Source organism: Pseudomonas sp. GM84 (assembly GCF_000282535.1).
Classification (GTDB): domain Bacteria; phylum Pseudomonadota; class Gammaproteobacteria; order Pseudomonadales; family Pseudomonadaceae; genus Aquipseudomonas.
Genome location: NZ_AKJC01000140.1, coordinates 1 through 22,021, shown reverse-complemented (window position 1 = coordinate 22,021; position 22,021 = coordinate 1). Strand labels below are relative to the sequence as shown.

Below are 22,021 nucleotides of genomic sequence, written 5' to 3'. Positions count from 1 at the left end.
GGCCGCACTGGCGGCGGAGCCACAACCTGAAGGTGATCGAAATTGACAGCATTGTTCGCATTGATACTCGGCGGGCTGTGCAACGTGGCGATGGCCAACAACTGAGCCCGACCTTCGCTTCGCTGCAGCACCCAACGTGAGGACTGAAGTTGATGGACCTTATCTTTCGAAATGTACGCATTGACGACGCCCAGCCACTGGTAGATGTGGCCGTGCAGGCAGGCAAGATCGCCGAGATCGCGCCACACATCGCCGTCACGGCAGCGCACGAAATCCAAGGCGACGGCAATGTGCTTGTTGCTGGGTTTGTCGAAGGCCACCTGCACCTGGAAAAAGCCAACGTCATACAGCGCAAGGCCAATCGTTCCGGCACCTTGAAGGAAGCGATCGCCGTCACTGCCGAACTGAAGCCCACACTGACCCGTGAAGATATCCGCGAACGTTCGATCCAGGTGCTGCGCGCCCTGGTTCAGGCGGGTACCACCCATGTGCGTGCCCATGCCGAGTTCGACCCAGCCCAAGGTTTCACCGGGCTCGAAGTGGTGCTGGAGCTGCGCGAGGCATTTCGCGAGGTGATCGACATCCAGGTCGTGGCCTTTCCGCAGGAAGGCATTCTCAAGTTGCCCGGCATGCAGGCCATGATGGCCCAGGCAATGGAGATGGGGGCCGATGTGGTGGGCGGCATTCCCTACAACGACGTGTCGCCGCTGGAGCACATTGATTTCGTCTTTGACTTGGCCAAGCGCTACGGCAAGGACATCGACTTGCACCAGGACTTCGCCGATGACGCCGAGCACATGACCATCGAGTACGTGGCACGTCGAACCATTGCCGACGGCTACCAAGGGCGGGTCTGCGTTGGGCATCTGACCAGCCTGGCCGCCGTCTCGCCAGCGCGACAGGCACAGGTCATTGCGTTGCTGCGTGAGGCCGACATCAGCGTGATGTGCCTGCCCGCCACCGACCTGCACCTGGGCGCTCGGGGTGACAGTCACAATGTAAGACGCACCCTGACACCTGTGCGTGCGCTGCGCGACGGCGGTGTCACGGTTTGCCTGGCCACCAACAACATCCGCAATGCATTCACACCGTATGGCACGGGCGACCTGTTGCACATTGCGCAACTGGCCATTCCCGCGTGCCACTTGGGCGGCGCGGATGATCAGGCCACCGTGTTGTCGATGCTCACCACGAACCCTGCCAAAGCCTTGGGGTTGAAACGGCACGGTTTGGCGGCGGGCAACGATGCCGACCTGGTGATGGTCGATTGCCGTGCGGTGGCCGATGTCATTCTCGACCTGCCGACACGGCTGATGGTGCTCAAGCGCGGCAAGGTGGTGGCAACGGCTGAGCATCGCAGGTCAGTCGCATTTTGAGGCCATCTTGAAGAATTCGTGATCAGGGAGGCTCATTTATCTCCGTGTAGAAGCGCACTGGCTGCGTCTCAGGAAGATGGCTTTGGATCGAGAGCGGCACTGCCTGAATACATGGATTGATCACATGACGTGCAACCCCCCCGAGATCACGCACGCTTTATGGTCGCCGCCCATGCCTTCCGGCAGGAAGGCCGTGAGGTCATAGGGCAGCAGCACGGTATCCAGGGCAAACGAGAAGGGCGTGTCGATCAGAAACGGCCAGCCACTCAGGGTGTCGGGGTGATTCGCCCACGCCCAGGATGTGCGGGTGCCGTAGTACACGCAGCGGTCGCCGCTCAAGTGACCAAGCGCGCTGAAACAGCCACCGAGCGAAAGCAATGTTGCGATCAGCAGAATTCTTGTGGGCATGTTCACCTGAAGTAGTCATCGGGCCAGATCAAGGGAAGCAGCCCGATCACCGCCAGGGCCAGCTGGATCACGAGGGTCGGCAAAAGCCATTTCGGCCATCGGCGGATAAACCAGTAGACCCCGTTCGACAGCATCGAGACCGCGTTGGCGAGCCACAGTACGGCGAGCGCCAGGAAGCCTGAAATGTCGATGGGGGAAGAGGTTGGCGATTGCAACACATACAAGGCCAGGATTAGGCCAAGGATCACGGTCGTGATCGAGAAGCCGGCAACCCAGCGGGTAAACCGTAAAGTGTCATCGGGCATCATGCCGAGGGGTTTCCTTGAAAGATCAGGGCTTGGGACAGCGCCGAGCTTGATTTATTCTGCGCCGTCTACATCAGGGTGCACAAGGACGGTCCCATGATTCCTGTCTCCATGCCGGCCATGCTGCTTGGCTACATGATCTACCTCTTTTCCGAAGTCTTTCTCTGGTTGCTCATCGCCTGCCTGCTGGCACTGCTGATCCCCCGTTGCCGGCGCTACATGCTGGCCAGGCGTTGGCGGTTCGGCATTCTCGTGGTGCTGCTGGCTGCAGGCAGCGGACTGTATGTCCAGTTCATGTACGAGCACTGGCAGGACTGGCGTGCGCACAATCCCCGCCTCGAACACGAGGAAGTGCTCGGCGACCTGGTGCTTCCGGCCGGTACGCGGGTCCATCTGCAATACCTGGAGCCTTTCAACGACCTGTCCGGCGATCCCGTGCCCTATGGCATGCAGAGCCTGGATCATGCTGATTTCGACCGCACGCCAGGTCACATCATGGGCATGCCCGTGCGTCGTCTGAAACTGGCGCAGGGGCATGGTTTCGCGACGGTCGAGACCGTGTCGGCCCATGACCTGGCAGGATGGAAATGTGAGCCTGGGGAGGTCGAGTTCGGCTTTCCGTTCGGTGCTCATTTCACGTTTTCCGAATGGAAAATGCGCCGATGCACGTTGGCGCCAGGTACCGAGCTGGGCGGCATTGTCTGGCCTGGCCCGGTAAGGGTGTTCTCCAACACCCCTGGTTGGGTGGCCAGGTCCGAGGAAAGCCCGGTCAAGGTACTGGGGATCGAACTGCGCTCACTGAACATGATCCTGGACCGGCCTTATGGGGAAGGTCGCTCATGGGAAGGCTACTCGAACCAACCCTTCGACTTCGGTCCTGTTCACTATCCTGCCGACATCCAGGTCAGCCATGATCAAGGCCAGATGCTGTTCAGCCTGCCACCGGACGCACAAGCCCAGGATCGACGTACTGGAACGCCCATAGAGGGCGGGCAGACGGTGGTGCAGAGCAGGGTAGGGGAGGTGCTGGGGGTACGTAGCAACCGTTCAATGGGTGTTTATTTTCCTGACGAGATCATAGTGCGCTGAAGTTCAATGAGCGGGGAAAGACCGCGAAGCGGCCACTGTCGAAAGCGCTTTTGTCAGTGCCGGCCTCATCGCCGGCAAGCCGGCTCCCACCCCGGATCCGCTCGGCCCCACTGCGCTCGCGGAATCCTCGGTAATGCGGGCCATAATGGATGCATGGATTCCACAGCCAGCGCCCCCCCCTACGGTAGCCCCAGGAGATATAAGTACCATGCAGTTTGTAGCAATCGTGTTTCTTGGCATGTGGCTATACGCGCTCGGGTCACTTGTCACATTGCCGTGCAAGATCGTCGGCATGAAGCGGCGATCCGAGGACATTCGGACCTTTCTGACGCGGCGGCGACTTCTCTTTCTTGGCGGGCTCTACCTGATCACTGCACCGTTGGTAGGACTGGTCATCTTCGGCATCAGTGGCGCCGGGATAGGCGGCAGCAACGCGTCGGGCGTGTCCGATACGCTTGTAGTGCTTGGCTGGCTGAATCTAGGGACGTTCCTGGTGGCCGGCTGCTTTGCCTTGGGCGGCGCCTGCCTATGGCGTCGCTCCTGATAACTCCGCGAATGTCACGATTGTTCAAAGGCAAACAGTCAATACTCTACTGGCGACAGCTGCATAGCACTGAATCGACATTGGTTTCGTAGACACCCTGAACGGCTGCAAAGGGGCGAAAGCAGTCAGTCGAGAGTCGCTGCTATCGAGTCAAAGTGGACATCTTGTAGGTTGGGGCCGCTTCGCGGCCCATCGCCGGCAAGCGCGGCTCCCACAGGTACAACGCAAGCCTGGGGGCTGGTGATACTCCTGTGGGAGCCGGCTTGCCGGCGATCGAGGGCAAAGCCCTCGCTCGATCATTCGCCGCGACACTTCTGCCCCCCACACAGACCTATTCCATTGCCTGAGCCAGCCCCTGATCCTCGCCCAGAAAGCCCCCGCTCTGGTGCTCCCACAGCCGCGCATACGTGCCGTTCTTGGCCAGCAACTCACTGTGCGTGCCTTGTTCGATGATGCGCCCTTCATCCATCACGATCAGCCGGTCCATGGCCGCAATGGTGGAGAGCCGATGGGCGATGGCGATCACGGTCTTCCCTTGCATCATCTCGTCGAGGCTTTCCTGAATGGCCACTTCGACTTCCGAGTCCAGCGCACTGGTGGCCTCGTCCAGCAACAGAATCGGCGCATTCTTGAGCATCACCCGGGCAATGGCGATGCGTTGGCGCTGGCCGCCGGACAGCTTGATGCCGCGCTCGCCCACCAGGGTGTCATAGCCGCTATGGCCCTGGCGGTCGCTCAGCTGCTGGATGAACCCGTCGGCCTGGGCATTCACCGCGGCGTTGCGGATTTGCGCATCGCTCGCCTCGGGACGGCCGTAGGCAATGTTGTCGCGGATGGAGCGGTGCAGCAGGGAAGTATCCTGGGTCACCATGCCGATGGCGCTGCGCAGGCTGTCCTGGGTCACCTTGGCGACGTTCTGCCCGTCGATGCGGATGGTGCCGCCGTCGACGTCGTAGAAGCGCAGCAGCAGGTTGATCAACGTCGACTTGCCGGCACCGGAACGGCCCACCAGCCCGACTTTCTCGCCGGGTCGGATGTGCAGGTTCAGCCCATCGAGCACCTGGCGTTCACCGTTGTAGTTGAAACTGACATTGTCGAAGCTCACAGCGCCGCCGGACGTCACCAGAGCCCCGGCGTTCGGCGCATCCTGCACCTTGGGGCCACGGGTCAGGGTGGCCATGCCGTCCTGCACGGTGCCGATGTTCTCGAACAGCGAGGTCATCTGCCACATGATCCAGTGCGACATGCCATTGATGCGCAAGGCCATGGCGGTGATCGCCGCCACCGCCCCGGTGCCCACCTCGCCCTGGTGCCACAGCCACAAGGCATAGCCGCCAGCACCCAGGATCAGGCCGACCACCAGTGCCTGGTTGACGATCTCGAACTGGCTGACCAGGCGCATCTGGCGAAAGCCGGTCTGTTTGAAATCCTCCATCGCCGCACGGGCAAAATGCGCCTCGCGCTTGGAGTGGGAGAACAGCTTCACGGTGGTGATATTGGTATAGGCATCGGAGATGCGCCCGGTCATCGACGAGCGCGCGTGGGCCTGCTCTTGCCCGACCTGGCCCAGGCGCGGCACGAAGTACAGCATGGCCAGGCCGAACAGCGCGAGCCAGGCAATGAACGGCAGCATCAGCTTCAGGGCGAAACCGCCGGCCAGGGCGATGATCGCGATGAAGTACACGCCAATGCCGGGAACGATCTCGATGACCGTGAACAGCACCTCGCGCACGGCCAGCGCGGTCTGCATCACCTTGGTGGTGACCCGGCCGGAGAACTCATCGGAAAAGAACGACAGGCTTTGGCGCAGCATCAGGCGGTGGAAGTCCCAGCGCAAACGCAGCGGCAGGTTGATCGCCAATACCTGGTGTTGCATCAGGGTGCGCAGGGCCACCAGCGCGATGCTGGCCAGCAGCACCAGGCCGATACTCCACAGCACGCGGCTTTCCTCGCTGCTCACCGCGTCGCCGGTCTGCCAGGTCGAGAGCAGGTCGACGACCTGGCCGAGGAAGGAGAAAAGCCAGGCTTCATAGATCGACACACCCGCGCTGAACAGCGCAAGCGCGAGGATGTAGCCGCGGGCTCCCCGCGTGCAGGCCCAGAGGAAGCGCAGCAGGCCGACCGGGGGCGGCGGGGCTTCATCGGGCGGGAATGGGTCGAGCCATCGTTCGAACACGCGCAGCATGGTAAATCCCCTAATGGTCAAGTAGCGGCCGGGCCAGTGCCGCATTGATCAGGTAACCATACAGCACATCGAGGCGCGAATTTCCAGGGGACAATAAACGCGGGGCCGCCGCGCGGCCCCTGGGTTTCAACTGGCCGGCCGTGGTTACTTGCCGTGCTTGGCCTGCAGGGCTTTGGCCTGCTCAAGGTGGTGTTGCAGCGTCGGCAAGGCGTCACTGGCGAAGGCCTTCAGTTCAGGCTTGTCGGAAGAGGTGGCCTCTTTCTTGAACAACTCCACCGCCTTTTCGTGGGCATCGACCTGGTTGTTGACGTAGGACTTGTCGAACGACTCTTCACGCCATTCGAGGATCATCTTCTTGACCTTGTCGGTCAGCGCCGCTTCGTCGGGCACGCTGATGTCCAGCTTGCGGGCGATATCCCCGAGCTTCTGGTTGGCCTTGGTGTGGTCGGTGACCATCTGCTGTGCGAACTGCTTGATGTCGGCGCTCTGGGATTTTTCCTGGGCCAGGTTGCCGGTCACCACTTCGGCGATGCCCGCCTCGGTGGCGGCATCGACGAAATCATCGGAGCTTGCGGCCTGTACGTGGAAGGAAGCCATGCTCACCAACAGCGTAACGCCGGCGAGCTTCAGAAATGGATTGCTCATTGTTCACTCCTTCGTTTCAGGGGCGCGACCTCAATGTCGCAATCGGTTGAGCCGCGCCAGCCCGCAAAGGTTTAATTTTTTTCGCGAGCACCGTTGGTCCCCCCGTTGGCCATGCCAATCGAATCCGCGAGCAGCTGCCTTACTCAAAATCTGTAAATCAGCACAAATCCCCTGTGGGAGCCGGCTTGCCGGCGATGAGGCCACGACAGGCACTAGCAGGTCGGGTATGTCTGCTCGGGCCCTATCGCCGGCAAGCCGGCTCCCACAAGGTGGCTGCGACAGCTTTCAATGGGTCATGCAGTTCCACGAGAGGTGCCAGGTATGACGGTGATGCGCCCTGTAACCCACCGCCAGCTCAGCCAGCTGGCGGATGATGACCCGCAATCGCGCTACCAGGCCATGCTGCAAGGCCCGGATGCCGAGGGCCGGGAGTGGCTTGCCCGGCAGTTGCGCCGTACCGAGGCGATGGCCGACGACCTGCCCGATACGCCCGAGACGCTCTCACAATGGGCGGACGCCCATGCCGCCAAAGTGGCCCAGGAGCACACGGCCTACCTGCAGCAACGCGCAGCGGGTGAGCCTCGGCGTTACTTCGCCAACCGCGCCCAGGCGCTCTGGTTTGTGCAGCAGGTCGCTCCCACCAAGCTAGTGGACGGCGCCTGGCTGCATGGCACCCTGCGCCACTGGCTCGACCCACGCTTTCACGGGTTGATCCGCACGTTTCTCGAAGAGCTCGGCGACGGCGACCCACGTTGCAACCATGTGTTGATCTATCAACGCCTGCTGAGTCGCCTGGGCTGCGCACAGGCGCTACCGCTGGACCCCGCGCGCTACCTGCAGGGTGCGTTGCAACTGGCGCTCGGGCAGCACGGCGAAGACTTCCTGCCCGAGGTGATTGGCTACAACCTGGGCTACGAGCAGCCCCCGTTGCACCTGCTGATTACCGCCCACGAGCTCGCCGAACTCGGCATCGATGCCCACTACTTCCAGCTGCATGTCACCATCGACAACGCCGCCAGCGGCCACGCCCGACGCGCCCTGGAAAGCCTGCGCCTGCTGATGGCGGGGGAGGACGCCCAGGCGTTCTACGGCCGCGTCAGGCAGGGCTATCGCCTCAATGACCTGGGCACTGATACACCGTCGTTGATCGCGGGCTTCGACCTTGAAGCCGAGCTGCTGGCAGCGCTTGAGCGCAAGCGGGTGTACGGCCAGTGCATGCATTCGGACCGTTGCCGCCTGCAAGGCCGCACCATCAACCAGTGGCTGGCCGAACCCGGAGGGATGCCAGGCTTTCTGCGTGCCCTCGAAGCCCAAGGCTGGGTGCGCCACGGCGAAGACCCGTCGCACAGCCGTTTCTGGGCACTCATCGATGGCCCGGTGGCCGCCATGTTCGGTGTGTTCAACACCTATGAAAAACAGCTCTGGCATGACTGGATCGCCCATGATTGGCCGGGTGTGCAGTATCGGCGAGTGGCGCCAGGGCAGTGGGAGAACGAGCTGGCGCTGGAGCAGGCCCCTGACAAGTCGCACGGCTCGCCCGATGTGGATCGATTGATTGCACGGATGTGCGCAGGTTGCCACGCGCAACCGGACGGCCTGCGCGCCACCCGCGACTACATCCGCGCCACGGGGCTTGCGCAGGGAGGGCCACGCTGATGTTGCTCGACCAACAGCAAACCCAGGCTGACCAGGCCCTGCTGCAGCTGGGCCGGCGCCTGCGCGCCGATGGCTACCGTTTTACCTGCGTGACGCCAGCCACCCAGGCGCGGGTCAATGCCAGGCCCCAGGCGCAACAGGCTCATGACCTGCGCGACGTGTTCGGCTGGAGCCGGCCATTTTTGCCTTCATTGATCAGCACCGACGAGCTGCAGCAATTGACGGCGGCCGGCGTGCTGCAGGGGGAGGGCGATCTGCTGCGCAGCACCGTGCGCTGGTCCAGCCTCGACGACCTGCTGCTGACCCATTCGGCATGGCCGACCGACAGCTGCGATGCCGTGTTCTTCGGCCCGGACAGCTACCGCTTCGCCCAGGTCATCCGCGATCACCTGCAGCACCGCCTGCACCCTGTACAGCACGCGGTCGATATCGGCTGCGGCAGTGGTATCGGCGCGCTGCTGATCGCCCGTGCCGCGCCCCATGCGCAGGTCAGCGCGGTGGACATCAACCCCTTGGCCCTGCGTTATACCGCGATCAATGCGGCGCTGGCCGGGGTGGCCAATGTGTCGGTAGAGCCCAGTGACTTGCTGGCCGGCATCACCGGCACGTTCGACCTGATCGTGGCCAATCCGCCCTATATGCTCGATGCCAGCAAGCGCACCTATCGCCACGGCGGCGGCACATTGGGCGCTGAGCTTTCATTGCGCATCGTCGACCAGGCGTGCCAGCGCCTGGACGCTGGCGGCACCTTGTTGCTGTACACCGGCGTCGCCATTGTCGAGGGCCGCGACGCGTTGCTGGAAACGGTGCGCGAGAGATTGCAGGGTTCGGCCTTCAGCTGGGTTTACCGGGAAGTGGACCCTGACGTGTTTGGCGAACAGCTGCTCGAACCCGGCTACCAACAGGTCGAGCGCATCGCGGCAGTCGCGCTGACCCTGACCCGCCATGGCTGAGCGCACAGTGGTTGCAGCGTGCACGTTCGGCATCGAGGAAGAATACCTGTTGGTGGACCTGGCCAGCGGTCAGGTACAGGCCAGGCCATCGCAAGCGGTGGCCCGTTGTTGCCAGAAGGTGCTGGGCGAGCATTTTGCCGAAGAAATGTTCTGCAGCCAGATCGAGCTGGTTTCGCCGGTGTTCGACAACCTTCACCAGGCGCGCAATTTCTTCGCCGAACACCGCCTGCGCCTCAACGAGGCATTGGCCGAGGAGGGGCTGGGCCTGTATTGCGCCGCCAGCCACCCCAACGCGCCGTGGCGGCGCCAGCAGGCCCGCCGCACAGCGCATTTCCGTCAGCTGTTCGACGACTACCAGGCCGTGGCCCAGCGCAGCCTGTTGTCGGGTTTGCATGTGCACGTCGGTGTGCCCGCGGGCTGCGATCGCATGCAGCTGATCAACCGTCTGCTGTACTGGCTGCCCTTGTTACTGGTGCTCAGCACTTCGTCGCCCTTGTGGTGTGGCCAGGCCACGGGCTACCAGAGCTATCGCCGGGTGGTCTGTGGCGAGTGGCCGCACATGGGGCTGCCCGAGCCGCTGGCGGACTGGAACGCCTACCTGCGCTATCGCGCCCTGTTGCAACGCACCGGCGCGCTGGCCGTCGACGGAAACTTCTGGTGGGCAGTGCGACCTTCACGGCGCTTCCCAACGGTGGAACTGCGTATCTGCGATGCGTGCCCGCGGCTGGAAGACGGGTTGGCCATTGCCGGGCTGTTCCGCCACCTGGTCGAACAGGCGCTGCACACCCGCGACGGTACGCGGCCGATGACCCGGGAACTGCGTTGGGTCACCCAGGAAAACTACTGGCGGGCTTATCGTTATGGGCGTCAGGGCACCTTCCTGGGCGTGCACGACGAGCAAGCGGTGAATGCCGCAGGGTGGCTGGCACAGCTACAGGCGCTGCGGCCTCCCGTCACCGTGGATGCCGAGCGCTCGTTCAGGCACGCCGAACGCATCCTGAGTGAAGGCACCAGCGCCGAGCGCCAGCTGGCACGCTTCGACCAGGCCCGTGCGCAAGGCCTGGACGTGCGCGGGGCGCTGCGCGCAGTGGTCGAGCAGGTGCTGCGGGATTCGGGGCATTGATCGACTCGTATGTCCCGAAGAGAGAAACCGCGTCAGGTGCGCAGGGCCTGGCGCGGTTTCGATTTGCCTTTCAACCAGTAGTACCCACCCAGCATCAGCAGAAAGCCCACCCACTTGTAAGGCAGCAACTTCACCATAAAGCCCGCTGCTGTCCAGTCGTCCCAGGAGTGGCCGCCGCCGCCGAGAAACAAGGCCAATGTCAGCAGCTGGGTGAACACGACGTAGGCGCCACCGAACTTCAGCAGAAACAGGGATACGCGCTTGCGTTTGGCGCGGTATTCGGCCTCGCTGCCAGCACCGGAGCGCATGCCACCCAGCACAGCTCCTACGACCAGTAGCCCTGCCGCACCGGACACGAGGGAGAGGAGCGTGGATGCCTCCTCAAGATCTGCATTACCGCCATGCTGGTAGATGAAGTAAGCCAAGTAAGCCAGGTAGAGGCCGAAACCAATCTTGAAAGGACGGGACATCATCGCAAAGCCGATCAACGCCGCGACAATACCAATGAAAGCCAACATTCGGTTCTGCTCCTGCCCGTTCACTCGATGATCAAGTGAAACGCCTTGTTAAGAATGCCGGCAGGATAGTGCCAGTTTGCCATCATCACAAGAAACCTAACTTCGCCGCGCGATCATTGCGCAGAAACAGCCTCCACCTGGTTGAGCTCCGACGCGATGTTCTGTGAACGGCATAGCCCCAGGTAGACCAATGCCGAAACCGCGAGACCTATTGGCATGCTGATGTCTGCGCCACCGAGCTGCTCGGCAAAGTAGCCGGTGTACAGCCCAGTGTTGGAGAAGGGCAGCATGGCGACGAAACCTACCAGGTAAGCGCCGATGCCCCTCCAGTTCCACCGGCCATAGATGCCGTTGGGGTTGAAGATTTCCTTGATCGAGTACTTGCCGTGTCGAACCGCGTAGAAGTCCACCAGATTGATCGCTGTCCACGGCGTGAACAGATAGAGCAGTATTGCCAGGAAATCACCGAACTCTTTCACGAAGTTCTCATTCGCCAGCAAGGCCAGCAGCATGGCGCCACTGCCGACCACCAGCATGGCCAGGATGCGTTTGAACAGTGTCGAGGTTTGCGTCTTGAGTGTGTCGATGATGCTGAGCAGGGTGATGGATGCGCCATAGAAGTTCTGCGCAGCACTGGTAATCAAGATGAGTACCGAAACCACCACGAGGGTTTTGCCAAAGCCGGAGAAAACCATGTCGCCCACCATGATCAGGCCGGCGGCGAGGTTTTGCCCCGGGCTCAGCGCGGCGGCAGCGGCGCCGATCAACATCATCCACACGCCACCGATCATGGCGCCGAGATAGGTCCACCAGAACGACGCCCGCACACTGACATCGGCGGGCAGATAACGCGAGTAATCGGACACATAGATGGCCCAGCTGAGCTGGTAGGCAGCGGCCACGAAAAACTGGGCGAGAAAGGCATTCAGGTTGAAGTCCTGCAAGGTCAGCTGGCGCTCGGGCAAGTCCATGAACGCGACCAGCCCCACCGTCAGCACCAGCATCATCGCCACCATCACGAAGGCCAGGCCGCGCTGAACCTTATGGAAGGAGTTGTAGCCAACGATGGCCATGAGTATCGCCAACAGCGAGAACGCCATGGCCGAGCCCGTTTCGGAAACACCGATCAGTTCATGCAGGGTCTGCCCGACCAGCAGCTGGTTGAACGCGTTGTAGCCAATGTAGGTAACGATCGCCACCAGATACACCAGCAAGGCGCCGATATAGCCAAATTGCGGGCGGGACTGGATAAGTTGCGGCAACCCCATCTGCGGCCCCTGGGTGGAGTGCCCGGCCATGAACAGGGTGCCGAACGCGCACCCCAGCACGATGGCAATGGCAGACCAGATGAGGTTCGCGCCCATGCCAATGCCAATGATCCCGACGGCAAGTGTTGTTAACTGCGCGCCTCCGCAAAACCAGATGGGCCACAAGTGCCACGCTTTGCCATGGCGCTCGGAGAGCGGAACATGATCGATGGAACGGACTTCGAAATTGAATCGCCCAGCAGGTGAGGCATTTTCATTAGCTAACATGATTACAGTACCTTTAGTTATTGTTTAGTACATGTGTTAGGCAGAAAAGCAAATGAATGGATTTCGAATGGCCGCAGGCGTAGAACATGAGGTCTTGGCAAAATCCAGGCGCACGCGTTCGTCAAAGAGACAACCGTGTTGCCTCTCTAACGTGGCTTCTTATTCGTTTAAAGGTTCAGACTGAAACTTTTTTCAATCTCGCTTGCCAGCCTCAAAATGGTTTCCTCATCGCCGAACTTGCCGACAAGTTGCAAGCCTATTGGAAGTCCGTCGCGCATCACGCCAATGGGCACGCTGATAGCGGGTTGCCCGGTGAGGTTGAATAGTTCCGTGAAGGGGGAGAAGGCATAGGCATTGTCGTACCAGACTTGCAATTCCTGTGCTTTCGCCGCGGTGAAGCCACCGATGAGGGGCGGGGCGAGGGCAACGGTCGGGGTGATGAGCACGTCGATATCACTGAACAGCGCCGCCATGTTTCGGGAAATGCGGTTCTGCACATGCCTGGCGTTATGGACATCCAGGGCCGAACGCGCCTTCGATGCCTGGTACATGGCGTAGGTGACCCACTCGACATCAGCTTCCTGCAACGGCCGGCCAAGATCCAGGGACCGCTGGGTCATCAGCGCCTCGATCTCGAGTTGCCAGAACACCGCTGCAGCATCACCCGCGCCGGTGATATCGGGCCACTTGAAGTCTTGCAACCGGTGCCCGTCTGCGCCCAGGAAATCGACGACGGCAAGGACAGCGTTGCCAATGGCGTCATCGATGCCGGTTCCATCGGGCCGGGTGCAGCTGAAGGCGATTTTCAGCGGGGCGGATCTGGCCTGCAGGCTCTGAAGCCAGGACGCCGGGCCAGGTGGAGCGGCGTAAGGGGCGCCGGCCTCGAAGCCTGCCAGCACATCCAGCATCAGGGCCGTGTCGCGAACCGTTCGGGTAAGCACGTGCTCGCAATCCAGCCCCCCTACGAATTCTCCGACATGGGGACCAACCGGATTGCGTCCGCGGGTGGGTTTCAATCCCACCACGCCACAGACCGCTGCCGGCACCCGGATCGACCCACCGCAGTCGGTGCCGTGGGCAATGGGCACCATACCGGCAGCCACCGCGCACGCTGAGCCACCGCTTGATCCGCCTGATGCGTACAGCGGGTTCCTGGGATTACGGCAGGGGCCGAAATACTCCGGCTCGGTCACGAAGTCTCCGGCGAACTCGGGCGTCTTGGTTTTTCCAAGAATGACCGCGCCGGCGTCACGCAAGCGTCGAACGAATTCACTGTCTGTCGTAGCGGCAGGCGCATCCTTGTACAGGCGCGATCCATGCCGGGTAGGGAAGCCGCGAACGTCAATGTTGGTGTCCTTGATCAAGACCGGAAGCCCCGCCAATGCACCCCCTTTGCCCTGTATTGCCGATCGTCTGGCACCTTCGACATCGACCGAGACCAAGGCCCCAAGTTGCGCATCCTGCAACTCGATTTCCGCAATCGCCAATTCCACAAGCTCCAGGGATGTCACCTGGCCTGCGTCAATCAACTGGATCAGGCTAACCGCATCATTATTCTTGTATTCATCGCGCGTCATCACTGCACCTTCAGGTTGTAGCCAAGCAAGTTGTTGAGGAATTCATAAGCCAGTTGTCGCGATTCGCGGATCGTATCCTCGGTGGGATCTACCGCGGCCCGCAGCCAGATGCCGTCGATGAACACCGCGATCATGCGGGCCTTCGAGCGGGCAGTTGTTTCGTCCATGGTCTTTGCCAGCGCATGGAACAACAGCGAGTGACTCCGCCGCGCCACGATGTTCTGAATCCGCTGGAATTGCGCGTGCTGGGGCACCTGCGCCCAGAAGGCCAGCCAGGCTGCAACGTTCTCACGGGTGAGGTTCAACGCACTGACGTTACCCAGCACGAAAGCCTGAACGCGTTCATCGGGCGTCTGCGACGCGCGCAAGTGATTGAAGATTTCGGCGTTGATGCGCTTGTTGAGCTCGCGCAGCGTGGCTTCGAGCAGGGCATTCTTGTCGGAAAAATAGTGATGCACGATGCCGTTCGACATCCCGGATCGCGCGCTGACCTGGGCCATGCTGGTGCCCGCCAGGCCCTGTTCACCGATCAGGCTCAGCGTGGCTTCGACCAGCTGCTTCTTGCGGATTTCCTGCATTCCGACCTTAGGCATGCTGCTGCTCCTTTTTATTTTCATTGGTCGCTCAATGAAAAAAAATTACCACCCATTTTCAGACAGGAGCAAGGAAAAAAACCTGCTCCGGACAGAGGGTCATGAAGATGGCGGGGAGGTGTAAGTGCAGGTCGTTTTTGCTTCGACTGCGGGCTGCGTGAGCTCAGGACGGTGAGCGGCGCGAAAGCCGGTCGAACCTACCCTGGAAAAACATTGTATGAGCCGCCTTGAGTCTTTCAGATAGTCAGACTAATACTAAATCACTGCCGGAAGAGGGATGATCATGCAGACGCGCTTTGTTGTGGTTCCCGCCGTACCTAGCCAGAAAGAAATTTTTCCCCGACGTGTTGGTTTTCCCAGCGCGCTGGGCGAGGGCTACGACCTGTACGACACGCAAGACAAGGTCCGCCTGAGCGTGAATTATTCGACGCGCGCCGAGGCTGAGTTCGACTGTGCATGCCGCAATGGTTGCCAAGGGACGAATGAGTCGAGCGTTGCCGGGAATGGCTGAGGTGTTTTGCGCGGTAAAAAATCAGTTTTAACCTCTTTCTTGTAGGACATTTCCCAAACATACTTCGGCCGCCTTTTTTTCGTTGCGGCCGCTTGGACTGCGCTCTAGTCTCGGCGGGTCGTTGCATTTTGACGACACGGCTTTGACAGGCCGTAACGAGCACATTGCATGGCTTTGCCGTTTATGGCGGCTGTGCATGGGGCACGCTTGCGTGCGCCGGTTTCTGTGTTCGCCGGTCTGTCAACCTATGCACAGCTGCCACCCTTCTGTTTGACAGCAGGTAGGTGGTGGTCCCACCAAGAGCACAGTCAATATGTTGAAAATTGTCCCCGATCCACCGTACAACCCCCATTCCCTCGAAGACACCCTCATCCAGGCCACGGACTACGCCCTGTGCGCGCAGACTGTGATTCATCAGGCACTGCTGCTGCAGCCCAAATCACCGGCTTCGATTCTGATGATGGCGTCGATGCATGAAATGGAGGCGCTGCGAGTGATGCTTGAGTCGATGTTGATCCAGGTGCAGATGCCGGCTGAGCCTAGGACTTTGCACTAGGGCTCAAGTGATGTGTTGTCTGGGCTGGCCTCTTCGCGGGGCAAGCCCGCTCCCACAGGTATTGCGCAGGCCCGAGATCTGTAGAGATCCCTGTGGGAGCGGGCTTGTCCCGCGAAGAGGCCGGCCCAGGCTGCGAGAATGTCAGGGAGATTGAACGATGAATAGAGACGACACCCGTCGGCAAAACCACCTTCTTCCAAGGCGAAAACCAGACCCACCCCCTGTTCCGCATCGAGCCCGGCATCCCTTGCCAGAACGCCCGAGAACAGGCCTCGGAACTGATGGGCTATGTCCGAGAACTGACCATCATCGGCCTGATGGACGAGAAACCCATGATGATCTGGGCAGCGCACTACCTGAGTGCCCTGGCCAAGGCGCTGATGGATGATGCCGAGCTGGGCATGATGCACTGAGTGCTTTGTCGACCAGACTGGCCTCTTCGCGGGACAAGCCCGCTCCCACAGGTACTGCGCAGGCCCGAGATCTGTAGAGATCCCTGTGGGAGCGGGCTTGTCCCGCGAAGAGGCCGCCCCAGGCAGTGAAAATTTCAAGGAGATCGAACAATGACCACAGACAACACCCATTTCACGGTCGGCAAAACCACCTTCTTCCAAGGCGAAAACCAGACCCACCCTGCACTGGCCCGCCATGTTTCAAACTGAACTGCGCCACCCCAGCCTGAGTCGCATCCTTTGAACCCCGCAAAAAAGGATGTTGGCAATGAAAACCATGACTCGACTGTTCACCGGCCTGGCACTGGCAGGTGCATTGGGCGCCTCGATGGCCTGGGCCGATCAGCCCGGCGCCGATTGGACAGTGACCAAGGATCAGGCCGAAGCTGCCCTGAAGGGCGCTGGCTATACCCAGATCACCAAGATCGAAGCCGACGACGGCCATTGGGAAGGGGAGGGCATGAAGGCGGACGGCAAGCGCTACGAATTCCAGGTCGACCCGCACAAGGGCACGATCATCAAGGATGAACTCGATCGCTGAAGGCACGCTTGTCCTGCCAGAGCCCGCGCCTGTGCGCGGGCTTTTTCATGACCAGGCGGGCGTCACCCGGCTATTCAAGCACTGTCGGATCGCGCCGGATCTCCGCCCGCGCCATGGCTTCCCAGAGGAACGGGAACCCGTTGGCATCGGTACGTTCCCCGGTTGCAAGCGCGACGCTGGCGGGTAATGGTGCGCCGCCTCCGAGCACTTCGACACGCCAGGCCAGGCGACTACGCCACTCCAGCGTGATGGCGCGCAAGTGCGCCTGGCGAATGCCGTTGGCCACTACCAGCACGCCATGATTGGCAAGCAAAGCCCATTTCCGTGTACCCAGTGCCTCCACGGCGGCGCGGCCCAGTTGAATGTCTTCGACCGTGCCTCGGTACTCGTCATACAGCACCGGGTCAGTGTCGACCAAGGCCGAGGTCTGGTCGTAGATCGGCGGCACACGTCCCACCGCCGACCACACCGATCCCCACTGGGGGTGGTTGTGAATCACCACGCCAACATCATGCCGCGCCGCGTGCACATCCATGTGCAGGTTGATGGCCGGGGTGATGTTCCAGTCGCCCTCGATCACCTTGCCCTGCTGATCGAGGCGCACGATATCCGAGGCGGTGACCTCACCCCAGGTGAGTTCCCACGGGTTGGCCAGGTATGTGCCGTCCTCCTGGCGAACGGTGATGTGGCCGGCGATATGGTCGTTATAGCCCTCGCGGGACAATACCCGGCACAGCAAGGCCACGCGCTGGCGCGGTGTCAGATCGGGTAGCAGCGGGTGGCGACCTGGCCTGGGAATGTAGCGGGCCAGCAAATCATGGTTCAGTTCATCCTTCAGCATGGCTGTTTCCTCTTCAGCGACCGATGCAAGTGGTGATCAACCCGTCAGCGAGTCAGGCGTGGGCGGCCCCACGCGCGAACACCGAGGTGCGATGCATGCGCCGTTGGTGCGGTTGATAGTCCAGGATGGCGTTGTGCAGCACACTGCGGTTATCCCAGAGCACCATGTCCCCGACCCGCCAGCGATGGCGAAAGCCGAATTGAACCTGCTGGCAATGGGCATTCAGGTAGCCGAGCAGCGCATCGCTTTCGGGGCTGGCCAGGCCATCGATATGGGTGGTGTAGGTCGGGCTCAGGTACAGCGCCTTTCGACCTGAAACCGGGTGCGCGATAACCAGCGGATGCAGGTGCCTGCGGTTCATCTTGATGACATCGACATAGCGCTCGTGCGTGACGACGTTCTGGCGCAGCGCCGCCGTCATCGGTCCGTTCATGTCGTGCCAGGCATTCAGGCCTTCGAGGTAATGCTTCATGCGTTCGGACAATCCGTCGTACGCGGTGGTCATGCTGATCCAGCAGGTATCGCCGCCGCACGGCGGCAATACCTGCGCGTGTGTCATGGTGATGATCGGGGGGCTGGGCAGGAAGCTCTCGTCGTGGTGCCACATATCGGCGCGATCGCCCTGTTTGGAGTCGATCACGGTGATCTGTTCGAAACCTTTGCCCAGGTTGGGATAGAAGGTGTGAACTTCGGGCTCGCCGAAGTACCGGGCAATCGCCAGGTGCTGCTCGGGCCGTAACCCAGGTACAGACAAGATCAAGGTTTCATGCTTGATAAGTGCGGCTTCAAGTTTCGCCAGCGTTTCTGGCAAAACAACTGAAGCGGGATCAAGATCGAGCACTTCGGCGCCCAGGCTTGGACCAAGGGGGCGGAGAGTGAAAGTTGACGACATGGGCAATCTCCCGGCAGGGCTGAATATCCGAACTTGTCGAGCGCATCATTGCGCGGTGGGCAGTTGTCTGATCGACGAAAACGATCATACTCACGTCGCCAAGGCTCAGATATTCGCATTCCAGGAATGCTCGATTTCATTGGTAACAAATTGATTTTAATAACAAATAATAAAAATCATGGCGCCATGCAAAACGCCATGCTCGGATTCTCATGAGCATAAGCAGCGGTGACTCAAAGGTGACCCCAAGCGCAACGCGCGAACAGCTTCCCGCCTTGCGCAAGCGCCCGACTCAATCGCGCTCGCGCGCATTGGTGGACGCCGTGGAGCAGGCGTGCCTGCGGATTCTGGATGAATCAGGCGAAGCCGCGCTGACCGTCGCCCGCATCGCGGAAGTATCAGGGGTCGCAGTCGGCTCGATCTACCAGTACTTCCCCAACAAGGACTCGATCGTTGCCTTGCTGTACGAGCGTATGCTCGACGAAGAATCCGAGGAGTTGCTTCGGGTGCGCGAGCGGTTGATTGGCGTGCCATTGAAATCGGCACTGCGCGATATTCTGGCCAACATCATTCGTGTTGAAACACGTCTGTTCAAATTGAACAGGGCCTTTCACTTGCGTTATCACTCCGCCCTTCACCTGGGCATGTGGCGCGGTCCCTATCAAACGGCCGGTGAGTTCATCGAAGCGACCTGGCTGCCGCTCCTGCACATGTATGAGCATGAGATCACCACGCAGCACCCTGCGTTGGCGGCTTACTTGCTCGGGCAGGGGTTACGCAGTGTCATCCGCTCGGTATTGGAGGACGTTCCGGCGCACCTGGAACATCCCGCCTTGCTCGACAGCCTGGTCGCCATGGCTGTCGGTTGCCTGCGTCCTTCAACCTACGACTGCGAGTAGACGTAACTACGTTCCAGTAGATCCTGCTCCGGGTCAGCAGCCCTCGACGCTCCCTTCTCTCGAACCTGGCGTGAACCAGGCCCGCAACATTACAAAACACAAGTTGACAGCCAGCAGATAAAGAACTGAATATCGCGCCGCCGTTACGCGAAGGATTCCCATTATCAATACGTTTAGTGTTGGGATTGCTCGCGTATTCCATCCAGTTAGGAGTCCATGGATGTCCGCTTGTTCTGTTTCCCCCGCTTTCAGCATTCGCCAAGCCGCGCTGGCGGTGAGCCTTTCCAGCTCGATGCTGGCCTGCGCCAATGTCTGGGCAGCGCCTGTGAGCTACAACATTTCCGCAGGGCCTCTGGCGAGCGCCATCCATGAATTCGCCACAGTCAGCGGCGTGAATGTCAGCTTCAGCAGCGAAGAAACCGCCGGCCTGCGCAGCGAAGGACTGCAGGGCAGTTACGAGCCGGAACAGGGCCTCGCACATCTGCTGCAAGGCACTGGTCTGCAGCTGCAGCAGGTGGCAGACAAGCGCTACATGCTGGCTCGCCCACTCCAGGAGGGCGGCGCAATGGAACTGGGGGCAACGACCGTATCGAGCGTGCAACTGGGCGCCACCACAGAAGGCACCGGCAGCTACACCACAGGTTCGGCCAACACCGCGACGGGGCTGCGGCTCTCTGCACGCGAGACGCCTCAATCGGTCAGCGTGGTCACCCGTCAGCAGATCGAAGATCAGAACCTCAATGACGTTGCCGAGGTGCTTGAACAGACCCCAGGCGTGGTCGTCGACAGCATGGGGCCAGCGGGCAGCGACGCCAACCATATCTACGTGCGCGGCTTCGAGGTTGGCAGCATCCAGGTCGACGGCGTCAACCGCCCCAATACCTATGGTTTTCGTGATGACCTTGCCGACATGGTGAGCTACGACCGGGTCGAGGTCGTACGTGGGGCCACGGGGCTGATGTCGGGCACCGGCGACCCGGGCGCGACCGTCAACCTGATTCGCAAGAAGCCCACCCTCGAAACCCAACGCAAGCTGACCCTCAAGGCTGGCTCGTGGGACGACTACCGCACCGAGCTGGACGTGTCCGGCAAGTTGTCGGAAAGCGGCAATGTGCGTGGCCGCTTCGTCGCGTCGAACACCAACAGCCAGAGCTATGTCGACCGCCAGTCCCTGGATAAGCAGGTGGCATACGGGGTGCTGGAGTGGGACGTTACTGACAGCACGATGCTGACAGTGGGGGCGGAATATCAGGAGATGGACAACGACGGGGCGGGCAACCACGGCTTCACGATGTACAACTCCGATGGCAGTCACTTCAATCCCTCCCGCTCGTTCAACTCGGCCGCGGACTGGAGCTACCACAAGCGTCGCACGAAAACGGTGTTCACCACCCTTGAGCACCAGCTGGACAACGGCTGGCAGCTGAAACTGAATGCCGAACACAACCGCCGCAGCTATGACGACGCCTTTGCCACCGCAGCCAGTGGCACCGTCAACCCCGATGGCAGTGGCGTCTCCACCTGGACGGGCCGTTGGGCCGGTGAGCCCCGGCAGACCTCGTTCGACCTGTCGGCGACCGGCCCATTCGAATGGTTCACCCGCGAGCACCAACTCTACCTGGGGGCCAGTCACTACAAGGCCTACTACCGTAACGACGGTTACCCACTGTGGACCATCCAGTCCATCGACAACATCTTCACCTGGGACGGCTCGCTGCCCATCCCGGACGCCATCCACACCAAGTCATCGGAAGATGCGCTGGACGAAACCCAGGACGGCCTGGTGGCGTCGGTCCGCTGGAGCCTGGCCGATGACCTGTCGCTGATTACCGGCGCGCGGTTGATCGACTGGAAACGTGACGAAGCCAATACCGACTTGTCGACCGGCCAGACCAGCCGCACCTCGCGAACCGAAAACGGCGTCGTCACGCCGTACGTGGGCCTGGTGTATGACCTCGACGAACACTGGTCGGCCTACGCCAGCTACACCACCATCTTCAAGCCGCAGAGCAACAAGGATGTCAATGGCACCTATCTTGATCCTTTGGAGGGCGTGAACTACGAGCTGGGTCTCAAGAGCGAGTTCTGGGACAAGCGCCTGACGACCGCGTTCAGTGTCTTCGAGGTGCACCAGGACAACCTCGCCGTCGCCGACGGCAGCAACCTGGCCCCGGATGGCAACCAGGCCTACCGTGCCGAGTCCGGTACCAAAACCCGCGGTTTCGAGATGGAAATGGCCGGTGAGATCCTGCCCGATTGGCAGGTATCGGCGAGCTACACCTATGCCGTGAGCAAGGACTCGGATGGCGAGCGCCTGCTCACTGAAATACCGCGCGATACCTTCAAGCTGTTCACCAGCTACCGTCTGCAGAGCCTGCCGCAGTTGAAAGTGGGCGGTGGTGTGCGCTGGCAGGGAACGGAGTATTACAAGGATGCTGGACCTAACGGCGAAACGTTCACTCAGGGCGACTACAGTGTGGTCGACCTGATGGCGCAATACGCGTTCACGCCGCAAACCAGCGTTTCCTTGAACCTCAATAACGTCTTCGACGAGAAGTACTACACAGCGATCGGCGCGCGTGGATGGTATGGCGCCCCGCGTAGTGCCACGGCTACGTTGGTGTATGCGTTTTAACGCACATACTTGACCTCTGATGGCGTCTGATCCGGCCTCATCGCCGGCAAGCCGGCTCCCACAGGGACACCACAAGCCTTGAATGCTGTGGCGTTGGTGCAATTGCTGTGGGAGCGGGCTTGTCCCGCGAACACCGGCGAAGCCGGTGCCATGCTCCGCGCTGCCTGTTTCGCGGGGCAAGCCCGCT

22 protein-coding genes and 1 pseudogene are annotated in these 22,021 nt (G+C 61.0%); 13 read left to right on the top strand and 10 right to left on the bottom strand.

Translation table 11 applies throughout. The features are described from left to right. The first annotated feature begins 152 nt into the window (after positions 1–152). Positions 153–1,376 carry an amidohydrolase family protein gene (locus PMI38_RS12795; protein ID WP_008094547.1) on the top strand — a complete coding sequence of 408 codons (1,224 nt, stop codon included), beginning with the start codon at positions 153–155 and terminating at the stop codon, positions 1,374–1,376. Between the two features lie 120 nt (positions 1,377–1,496). Here the strand turns inward: PMI38_RS12795 and PMI38_RS12790 are convergent, their stop codons facing one another. Then, a complete protein-coding gene (locus PMI38_RS12790; protein WP_008094545.1) occupies positions 1,497–1,784 on the bottom strand; it encodes a YceK/YidQ family lipoprotein in 288 nt (95 codons plus the stop codon). A 2-nt stretch (positions 1,785–1,786) separates the two neighbouring features. Then, entirely contained in the window at positions 1,787–2,092 is a 306-nt protein-coding gene (locus tag PMI38_RS12785; protein WP_008094543.1) for a hypothetical protein, read from the bottom strand. Positions 2,093–2,185: 93 nt separating this feature from the next. Here PMI38_RS12785 and PMI38_RS12780 point away from each other — a divergent pair, with 93 nt between their 5' ends. Both PMI38_RS12780 and PMI38_RS12775 read left to right on the top strand, forming a co-directional pair. Then, positions 2,186–3,178 carry a hypothetical protein gene (locus tag PMI38_RS12780; RefSeq protein ID WP_008094541.1) on the top strand — a complete coding sequence of 331 codons (993 nt, stop codon included), beginning with the start codon at positions 2,186–2,188 and terminating at the stop codon, positions 3,176–3,178. A gap of 208 nt (positions 3,179–3,386) precedes the next feature. Beyond that, on the top strand, positions 3,387–3,722 hold the full coding sequence (locus PMI38_RS12775) for a hypothetical protein (protein ID WP_008094540.1): 336 nt from the start codon (positions 3,387–3,389) through the stop codon (positions 3,720–3,722). A gap of 331 nt (positions 3,723–4,053) precedes the next feature. On the opposite strand, the gene PMI38_RS12770 is transcribed toward PMI38_RS12775, so the two are convergent. Both PMI38_RS12770 and PMI38_RS12765 read right to left on the bottom strand, forming a co-directional pair. After that, entirely contained in the window at positions 4,054–5,907 is a 1,854-nt protein-coding gene (locus tag PMI38_RS12770; RefSeq protein WP_008094538.1) for an ABC transporter ATP-binding protein, read from the bottom strand. 144 nt (positions 5,908–6,051) lie between these two features. After that, positions 6,052–6,552, bottom strand: a complete 501-nt coding sequence (locus PMI38_RS12765) for a DUF4142 domain-containing protein (RefSeq protein ID WP_008094533.1) — start codon at positions 6,550–6,552, stop codon at positions 6,052–6,054. Between the two features lie 321 nt (positions 6,553–6,873). On the opposite strand from PMI38_RS12765, the gene PMI38_RS12760 reads away from it, so the two are divergent. The 3 genes from PMI38_RS12760 to PMI38_RS12750 are packed head-to-tail and all read left to right on the top strand — an operon-like array spanning position 6,874 to position 10,284. Beyond that, positions 6,874–8,208, top strand: a complete 1,335-nt coding sequence (locus tag PMI38_RS12760; RefSeq protein WP_008094532.1) for an iron-containing redox enzyme family protein — start codon at positions 6,874–6,876, stop codon at positions 8,206–8,208. After that, the gene (locus PMI38_RS12755; RefSeq protein WP_008094531.1) at positions 8,208–9,161 is read left to right on the top strand and encodes a methyltransferase; all 954 of its coding nucleotides are present in this window, start codon (positions 8,208–8,210) and stop codon (positions 9,159–9,161) included. Before PMI38_RS12760 ends, PMI38_RS12755 begins: the two co-directional genes overlap by 1 nt. A 7-nt stretch (positions 9,162–9,168) precedes the next feature. Next, positions 9,169–10,284, top strand: coding sequence for a carboxylate-amine ligase (locus PMI38_RS12750; protein WP_043273540.1), 1,116 nt, complete (start codon positions 9,169–9,171; stop codon positions 10,282–10,284). Between the two features lie 32 nt (positions 10,285–10,316). On the opposite strand, the gene PMI38_RS12745 is transcribed toward PMI38_RS12750, so the two are convergent. From PMI38_RS12745 to betI, 4 genes are all read right to left on the bottom strand, one after another. Further along, positions 10,317–10,802 (bottom strand): hypothetical protein, encoded by a 486-nt coding sequence (locus PMI38_RS12745; protein ID WP_008094527.1) that lies wholly within the window; start codon positions 10,800–10,802, stop codon positions 10,317–10,319. Positions 10,803–10,915: 113 nt separating this feature from the next. Further along, entirely contained in the window at positions 10,916–12,337 is a 1,422-nt protein-coding gene (locus PMI38_RS12740; RefSeq protein ID WP_008094526.1) for a purine-cytosine permease family protein, read from the bottom strand. Positions 12,338–12,504: 167 nt separating this feature from the next. Beyond that, positions 12,505–13,914, bottom strand: a complete 1,410-nt coding sequence (locus PMI38_RS12735) for an amidase (RefSeq protein ID WP_008094525.1) — start codon at positions 13,912–13,914, stop codon at positions 12,505–12,507. Continuing rightward, positions 13,914–14,507 (bottom strand): transcriptional regulator BetI, encoded by a 594-nt coding sequence (betI, locus tag PMI38_RS12730; RefSeq protein WP_008094520.1) that lies wholly within the window; start codon positions 14,505–14,507, stop codon positions 13,914–13,916. The genes PMI38_RS12735 and betI overlap by 1 nt, the downstream gene beginning before the upstream one ends. A gap of 277 nt (positions 14,508–14,784) precedes the next feature. Here betI and PMI38_RS12725 point away from each other — a divergent pair, with 277 nt between their 5' ends. The 5 genes and pseudogenes from PMI38_RS12725 to PMI38_RS12710 all read left to right on the top strand — a co-directional run bounded on the left by PMI38_RS12725 (position 14,785) and on the right by PMI38_RS12710 (position 16,567). Beyond that, positions 14,785–15,018 (top strand): hypothetical protein, encoded by a 234-nt coding sequence (locus PMI38_RS12725; RefSeq protein WP_043273538.1) that lies wholly within the window; start codon positions 14,785–14,787, stop codon positions 15,016–15,018. A gap of 313 nt (positions 15,019–15,331) precedes the next feature. Continuing rightward, positions 15,332–15,574 carry a hypothetical protein gene (locus PMI38_RS12720; protein ID WP_008094518.1) on the top strand — a complete coding sequence of 81 codons (243 nt, stop codon included), beginning with the start codon at positions 15,332–15,334 and terminating at the stop codon, positions 15,572–15,574. A gap of 161 nt (positions 15,575–15,735) precedes the next feature. After that, on the top strand, positions 15,736–15,987 hold the full coding sequence (locus tag PMI38_RS12715; protein ID WP_043273536.1) for a DUF3077 domain-containing protein: 252 nt from the start codon (positions 15,736–15,738) through the stop codon (positions 15,985–15,987). Between the two features lie 150 nt (positions 15,988–16,137). Beyond that, a pseudogene (locus tag PMI38_RS27905) lies at positions 16,138–16,209 on the top strand (DUF3077 domain-containing protein); the annotation flags it as partial. 85 nt (positions 16,210–16,294) lie between these two features. Next, entirely contained in the window at positions 16,295–16,567 is a 273-nt protein-coding gene (locus PMI38_RS12710; RefSeq protein WP_008094514.1) for a PepSY domain-containing protein, read from the top strand. A 70-nt stretch (positions 16,568–16,637) separates the two neighbouring features. On the opposite strand, the gene PMI38_RS12705 is transcribed toward PMI38_RS12710, so the two are convergent. Continuing rightward, complete coding sequence (locus PMI38_RS12705; RefSeq protein ID WP_008094511.1) at positions 16,638–17,408, bottom strand: class II aldolase/adducin family protein; 771 nt, start codon at positions 17,406–17,408, stop codon at positions 16,638–16,640. Between the two features lie 52 nt (positions 17,409–17,460). Continuing rightward, a complete protein-coding gene (locus PMI38_RS12700) occupies positions 17,461–18,300 on the bottom strand; it encodes a TauD/TfdA dioxygenase family protein (RefSeq protein WP_008094509.1) in 840 nt (279 codons plus the stop codon). Between the two features lie 239 nt (positions 18,301–18,539). Here PMI38_RS12700 and PMI38_RS12695 point away from each other — a divergent pair, with 239 nt between their 5' ends. Both PMI38_RS12695 and PMI38_RS12690 read left to right on the top strand, forming a co-directional pair. Then, complete coding sequence (locus PMI38_RS12695) at positions 18,540–19,199, top strand: TetR/AcrR family transcriptional regulator (RefSeq protein ID WP_238540190.1); 660 nt, start codon at positions 18,540–18,542, stop codon at positions 19,197–19,199. Positions 19,200–19,419: 220 nt separating this feature from the next. Beyond that, positions 19,420–21,834 (top strand): TonB-dependent siderophore receptor, encoded by a 2,415-nt coding sequence (locus tag PMI38_RS12690; protein WP_008094505.1) that lies wholly within the window; start codon positions 19,420–19,422, stop codon positions 21,832–21,834. The last annotated feature ends 187 nt before the right edge of the window (positions 21,835–22,021 follow it).